The organism is uncultured Corynebacterium sp. (assembly GCF_902782855.1).
In the GTDB taxonomy this organism is placed as follows: Bacteria; Actinomycetota; Actinomycetes; order Mycobacteriales; family Mycobacteriaceae; genus Corynebacterium.
The window spans coordinates 25,131-34,801 of sequence record NZ_CACZOO010000050.1; the positions used below are offsets into that span (position 1 = coordinate 25,131).

At 69.0% G+C, this 9,671-nt stretch carries 9 protein-coding genes; 5 read left to right on the forward strand and 4 right to left on the reverse strand.

The genetic code is table 11. From position 1 onward, the window contains the following. The first annotated feature begins 11 nt into the window (after window positions 1–11). The 4 genes from QZV72_RS02165 to QZV72_RS02180 all read left to right on the forward strand — a co-directional run bounded on the left by QZV72_RS02165 (window position 12) and on the right by QZV72_RS02180 (window position 3,355). Window positions 12–1,547, forward strand: coding sequence for a DUF222 domain-containing protein (locus tag QZV72_RS02165; protein ID WP_297004664.1), 1,536 nt, complete (start codon window positions 12–14; stop codon window positions 1,545–1,547). 262 nt (window positions 1,548–1,809) lie between these two features. Beyond that, window positions 1,810–2,112, forward strand: a complete 303-nt coding sequence (locus tag QZV72_RS02170; RefSeq protein WP_297004666.1) for a hypothetical protein — start codon at window positions 1,810–1,812, stop codon at window positions 2,110–2,112. Window positions 2,113–2,232: 120 nt separating this feature from the next. After that, the gene (locus QZV72_RS02175; RefSeq protein ID WP_297004668.1) at window positions 2,233–2,592 is read left to right on the forward strand and encodes a histidine kinase; all 360 of its coding nucleotides are present in this window, start codon (window positions 2,233–2,235) and stop codon (window positions 2,590–2,592) included. A gap of 193 nt (window positions 2,593–2,785) precedes the next feature. Beyond that, window positions 2,786–3,355 (forward strand): response regulator transcription factor, encoded by a 570-nt coding sequence (locus tag QZV72_RS02180; RefSeq protein ID WP_297004671.1) that lies wholly within the window; start codon window positions 2,786–2,788, stop codon window positions 3,353–3,355. On the opposite strand, the gene QZV72_RS02185 is transcribed toward QZV72_RS02180, so the two are convergent. From QZV72_RS02185 to QZV72_RS02200, 4 genes are read right to left on the reverse strand one after another with little or no spacing between them, the layout of a single operon-like run. Next, window positions 3,322–5,058 carry an ABC transporter ATP-binding protein gene (locus QZV72_RS02185; protein WP_297004685.1) on the reverse strand — a complete coding sequence of 579 codons (1,737 nt, stop codon included), beginning with the start codon at window positions 5,056–5,058 and terminating at the stop codon, window positions 3,322–3,324. The two genes, QZV72_RS02180 and QZV72_RS02185, sit on opposite strands and share 34 nt — an antisense overlap. A 26-nt stretch (window positions 5,059–5,084) precedes the next feature. Then, window positions 5,085–5,927 carry an ABC transporter permease gene (locus QZV72_RS02190; RefSeq protein WP_297004673.1) on the reverse strand — a complete coding sequence of 281 codons (843 nt, stop codon included), beginning with the start codon at window positions 5,925–5,927 and terminating at the stop codon, window positions 5,085–5,087. Next, window positions 5,924–6,928 carry an ABC transporter permease gene (locus QZV72_RS02195; RefSeq protein WP_297004676.1) on the reverse strand — a complete coding sequence of 335 codons (1,005 nt, stop codon included), beginning with the start codon at window positions 6,926–6,928 and terminating at the stop codon, window positions 5,924–5,926. Before QZV72_RS02195 ends, QZV72_RS02190 begins: the two co-directional genes overlap by 4 nt. Then, the gene (locus QZV72_RS02200) at window positions 6,929–8,530 is read right to left on the reverse strand and encodes a TIGR04028 family ABC transporter substrate-binding protein (RefSeq protein ID WP_297004687.1); all 1,602 of its coding nucleotides are present in this window, start codon (window positions 8,528–8,530) and stop codon (window positions 6,929–6,931) included. 217 nt (window positions 8,531–8,747) lie between these two features. On the opposite strand from QZV72_RS02200, the gene QZV72_RS02205 reads away from it, so the two are divergent. Continuing rightward, window positions 8,748–9,671, forward strand: a 924-nt coding sequence (locus QZV72_RS02205) for an FAD/NAD(P)-binding protein (RefSeq protein WP_297004678.1), incomplete at its 3' end; no start/stop codon positions are given.

Sequence of the window (9,671 nt, forward strand, 5' to 3'; positions counted from 1 at the left end):
AGGGGAGGACCATGGACGACACGACCGGAACGACCACCGCAGACCCCTGGTCCGATCTGCCTGACGACCCGTTGATACAGGAAGAACCCGCACCACTTCACTTCGGCAGCACAACCGACCTCGTCAATGCCGTCGCCGCACTCGATGATGCCGTGGAGACCATTCTCGCCCAGGGAGAGCACACCTGGTCGCGTATCAGCTCAGGTGAGCGAGAGAAACTATACCGGCGACTGGAGCGCTCCCGCCGGAAACTCACCGCCGCGGACGCAGCGATGGTCACCAGTCTCCGCACCGACTTCGCCATGCCCTGTGGACCCCGCGGCTTCCGCTGGCTCGCCCGCACCTTCGGGCTCACCCTCCGCGAAGCGAAGACCAGGGTGGCTGCCGCAGACCGGATCACCACCACCGAGATCACGAACCTCGCCGTACCGACCTCGACGCGTCTCCCCGTCCTGGGCGAAGCCGTCCGGGTCGGTGTCCTTGACGCCGAGCCCGTCGCCCGCCTCGACCGGCTGCTGCGCGCCCTGCCCCTCGAGGTCCAGGACCGCGTCGCCACCGCCGCCGACGCCCCGGTCGCCGAGCTGGTCCGCACTGCCGGCCCTGATGCAGTGGCGGACCTACGCCCGTTCCTCATGGGAATCGCCGGAGTCGACGAACCCTACACCGACGATGACCGGGCCCGCCTCCGCGGTGTCACCATCGGTCGGCAGCGTGATGACGGTATGTCCCCGATCGCCGGTGACCTGACACCGGAACTGGCCTCTCTCCTGCAGCGGCTCATGGCCGACCACGCCAACCCCGGCGACCTCACCGTCGGCGCCAATGCTGCCGATGCCGCCGATGCCGGAGAGCGCGGCACAGTGCAGGATCCCGCTGAGACGGATGGCCGCAACCCCGCCCAGCGGCGTCATGACGCCCTGTTCGCCGCCGTAGCCGCGGGTTACGGTCGTGGTAAGGAGCTTGCCCCTGGACGGGGAACCACCACCATCGTCGCCGCAGTGACTCTCGAGCAACTGGCCGCACGCACCGGTACGGCAGTGACCGACGCCGGGGTACGGATGACCGTCGGGCAACTGGTGGAAACCTGCGACGCCCGTGACCTTTTCCTGCAGGTCATGGACTTCCACGGCAGGTCACTGTACCTGGGCCGGTCGCGACGGCTGGGGTCGGTCGACCAGTATCTCGCCCTGGTCGGCGAGGAAGGGGCGAGTTCCGCACCCGGACCGGTGACACCCCCGGCGTTCTCTCAGGTCCACCACATCACGTCCTGGCTCTTCGGAGGACGCACCGACCTGCCGAATCTCACCCTCGTCGGCCCCGAGGCCCACGCCGGGATCGACGATTCCCGCACTGATCCACGGAAATGGCAGACCATCCCACCGCCGAAGGGTTGCCCCGACCGGGTGTTGTGGATCCCTCCGGAACAGGTGGATCCCTCCCGGGCACCGGCGATCACCGTGCATCCGGCGAGTTGGACGACACCGGGGCAGATCCTACGCCGACAGTCACGGAAGCTACTGGACCTGTTGGCCCGCCCCACCGGGTGACCTGGCGGTCCATCTGACGCTTACTGCCTGACCTGCACCGCGGACGCGAAGTCCCCACCTCCAGTGGGCCCCGCCCCGCGGCATACAGCCATGCCCGCTCCCGGAACCGACCTGAAGTCGGCACTCCCGAGAGACAGTGTCGGCCCGGAATCCCCGACCATGCATCCCCGATGATGTTCTCTCGACCGACTCATACTTCAGTAGGGCAACCGGGTACCGGTGGACGGTGGTGCCGCTATCGGCACCGGCAGACACTGGAACCGTGTCCGCATCAGGAACACCCGAATCCGTCCGCACCTCCACCTGTGTCGCCGCACTGCGCTCCGAGCTCGGCGATGCCGGCACCGGCCGCCGAATGACCGCACTGCTCAACCAGAAGGTCCTGTTCCCGCACCGCGGCCAGGCGACACTCGATGGCACTGCACTCACCCTCGGATCCTGGAACAACGGGACCGACCTCAGTATCACGAAGGACGCCGTCTCCCGGATCACACAACAGTTCGACGACTACTACGGAGCCTTCGTGGGCGGGGCGTCCAGCGCCCGGGGAGCCCCCGTCACCTGAGGCCGGCGCTCTGCGCAGCCCACGCAGCCCAGTGAGCCGCGACGCCACGGCTGTTGCCGTCACACTGATCCTCCTCTCCACCGTCTTCGGCGTCACCGCCGGTCCGGGCCTGTTCAACTGGTGCTCGGCTCACCCCTCCACGGGGACGCTGTCCTGCCCGGCGCGATCCTGCTGTGCTGCCTCATCCTCCTGTCCGTGGCCTGGTCTCTCGTCCTCCGGTCCAGGCGGGAGCCCGTCTCCTCGCTGCAGGAACGGGCACGCCAGCTCATCCGTGAACGTGACCATGCGGCGGAACAGGCTCGCCGCCACGAGCGGGAGATGATCACCAGTGAAATCCATGATTCCCTGGCCCACCACCTCACCCTGATCAGCATGAGTGCCGGGACCCTCAGCTACCGTGCGGACGACATCCCTGATGACCTGGCGTCCGTGGCGGAGACGGTCCACCGTCAACCATCCCAGGCGCTCCGGTCACCCTGAATGTCACGGCCAGTCCGGAGGCCGGTACTGCCGTGACCTGCGCCAACCGGTCAACCGGCACGTCGTCCGAAGACAGTTCGGGTACCGGCCTGATCGGTATCGCGGAGCGCATGAGGCTTCACGATGGCCGCCTCCGGACCGCCAAGGGCGCGGACGGTACCTTCACCGCACGAATTGAGGCACCGTGGACCCCATGACCTTCCCCGGACCTTCGCCCGTCACCGTCACGATCGTCGACGACGCCCCCTACGTCCGCGCGGCACTGGAAGCGCTCTTCGCCGCAGTCGATGAGGTGACCGTCATCGCCAGTCTTACCAGTGGCGAGGATGCCGTCGCCGCGCCCTCTCTCGGTGATGTCGTCCTCATGGATGTCCGGATGCCCGGCCTCGGCGGTATCGCCGCCACGGAGATCCTCACCTCCCGCGCCAGTCCTCCCCGCGTCCGCCGGAGAGACGATCCTCGCCCCTGCCGTCACCCGACAACTGGTCGGAATGGTCGCCGACAATGCCCGACAGTCCAGGGAGGCGCAGCAACGACTGTCACCGCTCACCGACCGGGAACCGGCGATCGCTCATTGCCTCAGCGGGGGCTCTCCGATGCAGAGATCGCCGACCGCCTGTTCATCTCGGTGCCGACAGTGAAGACCCACGTCAGCACAATCTTCCGCAAACTCGGGGCGGACAGTAGGTTGCAGATCGCCCTACCCGTCCGCGATGCCGAACTCCCCTGTCACAGCCCCAGATTGAGTCCGCCGGAGCGGTAGCGGTGGCCGGGAATGGCGTCGAGCAGCTTCTTCGTGAACGGGTCCCGCGGATGCTCGAAGATCTCCGAGGTCAGGCCGGACTCGACCTGGCGGCCGTGGCTCATCACCGTGACGGTGTCGGATATCTCACGCACCACCGACAGGTCGTGGGAGATGAAGAGGTACGTCAGTCCGAGGTCGCTCTGCAGCTCGTCGAGCAGGGTGAGGATCTGTGCCTGCACGGTGACGTCCAGTGCGGACACCGCCTCGTCGAGGACCACGAGCTCCGGGTCGAGGATCAGGGCACGCGCGATCGCCACGCGCTGGCGCTGCCCGCCGGACAGTTCGGCGGGACGCCGTGCAGCGATGTCCCCGCTCACCGATCCTGCCCCGGAGCCCAGGGCCACACGCTCGAGGATCGCCCGGACCTTCTCCGTGATCTGCGCCTTCGACAGGTCGGTGAGGTTGCGCAGCGGCTCGGCGAGGATGCTCCCCACGGTCTGCCGCGGGTCCAGCGAGCTGTACGGGTTCTGGTAGACCATCTGGACCCGGCGCCGCAGGTCGCGGCGTCCCGCCCTGGAGAAGGTGCCGAACTCGTCGATGCGCACGTCACCAGCGACGCCGGCCAGGGTCACCGTTCCGGAGGTCGGTTCCTGGAAGGCGGTGATCATCCGGCCCAGCGTGGACTTGCCGGAGCCGGACTCCCCCACGATGGCGTGGGTCGTGCCGGCGGCGACGGTGAAGGAGATGTCGTCGACGGCGACGAAGGGCTCGGCACCGCCGAACTCGCGGCGCAGCGTGTCCACGGTGAGCAGGGGCGCTGCGTCCGACGCGGGGCCGGGCCGGTAGGTCGACTGCTCCACCGCGCTGACCAGGGACGGGGCGTCCGACAGGAGTCGCCGCGTGTACGGGTCGCGTGGGTCAGTGAGGATCCGGTCGGTCGGGCCGGTCTCCTTCACCTCACCACCCTGCATGACGACGAGCCGGTCGGCACGGTCGCCGGCGACGGCCAGGTCATGGGTGATGAAGAGGATGCCGAGGTCGAGCTCCACCCTCATTCGGTCCAGCAGATCCAGGATCGTGCGCTGCACGGTGACGTCCAGGGCGCTGGTCGGCTCGTCGGCGATGATGAGCTCGGGCTCGGTGGCGACGGCCGCGGCGATGAGCGCGCGCTGCTTCATGCCGCCGGACAGCTGGTGCGGGTACTGATCGTAGCGCACCTCCGGATTGTCGATCCCGACCTGTGTGAGCAGGTCGATGACCTTCTCCTTGCGCGCGGACGCGGACAGGCGCACCGCCTTCGGCGCGATGCGCAGGCCCTCCCCCACGGACGCGCCGATGGTCTTCACCGGGTTCAGGGAGTTGTTCGGGTCCTGCGGGATCAGGCCGATGCGTGTACCACGGATGCCACGCCACCGGCGCTCGGAGAGGTTGGTGATCGACCGGCCGTCGAGCTTGATGGTGCCGCTGACTTCGGTGTTTCCGGGCAGTAGTCCGAGGGTGGCCATGGCGGAGGTCGATTTGCCGGAGCCGGACTCGCCGACGATCGCGGTGACCTTCCCCCGCTCGACGGTGAGGCTGACATCCCTCACCGCGGGGACGCCACCGCGGCGGGTGCGGTAGGTCACCGCGAGGTCGCGGATCTCGAGCAGCGGCGTCCCGTGACCGGCACGGTCGGCGTCCTCATGGTCTTCCGGACGCCAGGAGCCGTCGTCCCAGTTCATGTCCGGGCTGTCGCCCGTCGCTGTACTCACCGGATCTCCTTCCCGCCGGAGCGCTGGAGCGCCTGGCTGAGGTGGTTGGTGGCCAGGACGACAAGGACGATCGCCAGGCCGGGGAGGACGGACAGCCACCAGGAGGTGGCGATGAAGTCACGGCCCTCGGAAATGATCAGTCCCCACTCCGGGGTGGGCGGCGGGGCGCCGTAGCCGAGGAAGCCGAGGGTGGACAGCTGCAGGATCGCACTACCGAACTGGAGCCCGGCCAGGGCCAGCACCGGGGTCAGTGAGTTCGGCAGGATGTGACGCCACAGCACCGACCAGGCCGTCCCGCCTGAACCGTAGGCTGCCTCGACGAAGTCGGCGGCTGCCACACCGAGGACCTCGGAGCGGGCCAGGCGGGCGAACATGGCGACGTTGGTGACACCGACGGCGATGGCGGCGTTCATCGTGCCGTAGCCCAGCAGGATGATCACCGACAGACTCAGCAGCAGGGCGGGGATGGACAGCAGGACGTCGACGACACGCATGATGAGCGTGTCGAGCCAGCCGTTGCGTCCGCCCTGCCCGGACTGCCGGACCGACCCGGCGACCAGGCCGAGCGCGGTGCCGACGACCATGCCGACGGCCACGGCGACCAGGGCGCCGGACAGTGAGTGCCGGGCACCCCACACCACGCGGGTGTAGAGGTCGCGGCCGACGGCGTCGGTGCCGAACCAGTGTTCGGCCGAGGGCGCGAGCAGCGGTTCGGTGGTGCCGGATTCGGTGGGGTCACCGGAGGCGAACAGGCCGGGCACCAGGGCCCACGCCACGGCGAGGAGGACGACGAGCCCGGCGAGCCAGACCCCGGGGCGGACATGTGTCAGGGGCTTCATGCCTGCACCTCCGTGTCGCGCTGCGTACTCCGCTGCGCACTCTTCCGTCCGGATGTTCCGCCGGTGCGCAGCCGGGCGTCGAGCACCGGGTAGAGCAGGTCGACGAGGAGGTTGATGATGACGTACAGCGTGGCCGCCAGGACGACGACCGCCATGAGGACGGGGGTGTCGCGGTTGGCGACGGCGTCCACCGTCATCGCGCCGACCCCGGCGCGGGAGAACACGGCCTCGGTGACGACCGCGCCGCCGACGAGTTCGCCGAAGGTGAGCCCGGCGATGGTGATCGCCGGAAGCACCGCGTTGCGCAGCACATTGCGCCACAGCACCCACCGAGCGCCGGCGCCACGGGCCTTGACCACGGTGATGAAGGGCATGTCGGCGACGTCGTCGATACTGCGGATCAGCACCTGTGCCAGCGGCGCGGACAGCGGCAGCGCCAGCGCGACCGACGGCAGGACGAGCTCCTGGACGCTCGTCGCGTGGATCACCGGGATCCACTCCAGGGTGAAGCTGAACACCTGGATGAGGATGATGCCGAGCCAGAACGCCGGCAGGGAGACGAACAGCGGCGGCACCGCGCGCAGCGTCGCCGAGATCCAGCGGCAGACCCGGTTGTCCGGCAGTGAGGTGGCGGTCACCGCGACGACGACGGCGATGACCAGGGCGAGGATGAACCCGGTGAGCGCCAGGGCGAGGGTGCCGGGCAGGGCATCGGTCAGGGAATCCATGACATCGGCACCGGTCTGCAGGGAATTGCCGAAGTCGAGGTGGAGGACGCCCGTCAGCGAGTTCCGGTAGCGGGACAGGAGTGGCTCGTCTGAGCCGTAGGCGTCCCTCATCTCGGCGATCTCGGAGGCCGAGAGGCCGAGTTCGGGGTCGGCGTAGCGGGTGGAGACGGCGTCCCCGGGCAGGGCGGTGAGCAGCAGGAAGGCGAGTGTGAAGCTGGCCCAGAGGACCAGGACGGCGGCGCCGGTGCGGCGCAGGACTGTCGCGGTGGTCATCTACTCGTCCCCCTCAATGCTGGTGAGGTAGAACCAGGGCCGGCCGATGGACTCGGCACGGAAGCCGTGGACGTACGGCTGCACGCCGTAGACCTGCGGTTCCTCGAACATGGGCAGGATGTAGGCCTGCTCGGTGAGGTAGTCCTGGACATCGCCGGAGGCCTTCGCGCGGGCGTCCGCGGTCGGTGAGGAGGAGACCCTGCGGAGCAGTTCCTCGAGGTGGGTGTCGCCGATCGAGTCGTCAGGGTGGAGGTTGAGCAGCTGGTTGCGGTTGTCGGAGTAGTACTGCGACTTGATGACGTCGTAGTCGGCGCGGCCGACCATGGTGACGTTGAGCTGCACCTCCGACTCATCGGTCTGGGCCGCCTTCTGCGCGGCGACGTCACCGGGATAGAGGTTGACCTCGATGCCGATCCTCTTCAGCTGCTCCTGGACCATGGTGACGACCTCGCGGGTGCGGGGCTGCTGGGCGGCGTCATTGGCGGTGAGGCTGAGCCGCTCCCCGTCCCTGACGCGGATGCCGTCGGCGCCGGGCGCCCAGCCCGCCTCGTCGAGGAGCTCCTCCGCCTTCTCCGGGTCGAAGGTGTAGGCGTCCTTCTGCTCGCGGTAGCCCATGGCGGTGGACGCCAGGGCGGAGGTCGCCAGCGGGTAAGACTTCGAGAACAGGGAGTTGAGGATGCGTTCGCGGTCCACGCCGGCGATGATCGCCCGCCGGACGCGGATATCGGAGAGCAGGGGGTGGCGGAAGCGGAAGGCGATCTGGTTGTTCACCCCGGAGGTCGGGGCGGAGAGGATGTCCACCCCGGAGTCGATGAGGTGCTTTTCCTCGGGGGCCTCGATCTGGCGGGCGACATCGCCCTGGCCGGAGCGGATGCCACCGACGCGGACACTGTCCTCCTTGGCGACGACGATGTGGATGGTGTCCAGGTCGGGACGCCCGGTGTTCTCGCCGCGCTTCCCGAGTTCCGGCGGGGCCCAGGCGTAGTCGCCCCGGGCGGAGAGGGTGAGTTCGGTGTTGCGCTCCTCGCCCGTGATGACGAAGGGACCGGAGCCGATGACCCTGGTCGCGTTGCCGGGGGCGAAGCCCTCGTCGGTCATGGCCAGGGAGGCGTCCGCCAGCAGTCCGGCGTTGAAGGAGCTGGTGGCCTGCGGGAAGCCGGGCTCGGGGGCGGTGAAGTGGAAACGGACGGTGTGGTCGTCGAGGACCTCGCCGTGGTCGTAGGTGCTGATCTGTTCCGAGGAGGTGAGCTTGCGGTCCTTGGCGCCCTTACCGAAGAGGTCGAAGTTGGCCACGACGTTCTGCGCGGTGAGCGGGGTGCCGTCGGAGTAGGTGACGCCGTCGCGCAGGTGGAAGGTGAACTCGGTGGCGTCCGCGTTGACCTCGGGCAGGTCGGTGGCGATCCACGGGTAGAGCCGGAGGGTGTCCGGGTCCTGCCAGAGCAGTCGGTCGGTGACGTTGTTCACCACACCACCGTTGGGGTAGTAGCCCGCGGTCGGCGGGTAGAGGGTCTGGAAGGGCAGGGACTCGAGGTAGGTGAGCTCGTGCGCGGTGGGGCCGTCGTCGCTGCTGCTGCAGGACGCCAGACCGGTGGCGGTGGCCAGGGCGGTGAGCGCGGCGAGCGCGGCGAGCGCCGTCACCGTGAGGCGGGGTCGCGTCCGGGGTCGCGTCCGGGATCGCGTCCGGGAACACGGCCGGGGGTACGGGGTGTCCCGGCTCGTCCGGTGACCCCGGTGGGGGAAGAGTGGCATGTACAGACCTGTCTGTTTTGGTTCAGGCCGTCATCGTAGCACCGGAGCCGACCCACTACGATGGGTGCCCATGAGCTCATCGGGCACCATCGCGATCATCGGGGGAGGCCCCCGCGGCATCTCCGTCCTGGAACGTCTCGCCGCGCAGGTCGCCTCCGACCCGACCGCCGGGGACCACCCCCTCACCGTCCATCTCGTCGACGACACCGAACCCGGCGCCGGCCGGGTCTGGCGCACCAACCAGACCCGCACCCTGTGCATGAACACCCTGGCGGACGCGGTGACCCTGTTCACCGAACCCGGGTCGACCGTCACCGCGCCGGTAGTCGAGGGCCCCACCCTGTACGAGTGGATCGAACTGATCCGCGGCGATTCCCTCTCCGCCACCGCTGACCCGTCCGGGGCGAAGACCGCCCTGTTCCGGTCGCACCCGGCGATGGTCCGTGGCGAGTTCCACAGTGAGTTCGCAGCGACCAGGCCCGAGTCCCACCCCTCCCGCGCGTTGTACGGCGAGTACCTGCGCTGGGTGCTGTCCGTGGTGCTGTCGCGGCTCCCCACCGGAATTGAAGTCGAGGTCCACCAGGCCCGTGCCACGGCGATCACGCAGGTCACCGGGGCGGACGGCGTCCTGCGCGACAAGATCACCCTGGAGCACCACACCAGCGGGGACGCAGCGCACCTGGCGTCCGGGTCCGTCACGCTCACGGCGGACGCCACGGTGCTGGCGCTGGGCTGGACCGACAACGAGCCGGACGCCCTGGAGGGCTTCACCGCCACCTCGGTCTCCATGCACCCGGGGCTGCGGTGGGTGCGCCCCGGCAACCCCGCCGACCAGTCCGTCGACGACATCCCCGCCGGTGAGGAGGTCGTGGTCCGCGGGCTCGGTATGGGGTTCTTCGACCTCATGGCGATGGTCACCGTCGACCGTGGCGGGAAGTTCGTCACCGACGCCACCGCCCGCTCGGGCCTGGCCTACCGGCCCTCCGGACGTGAG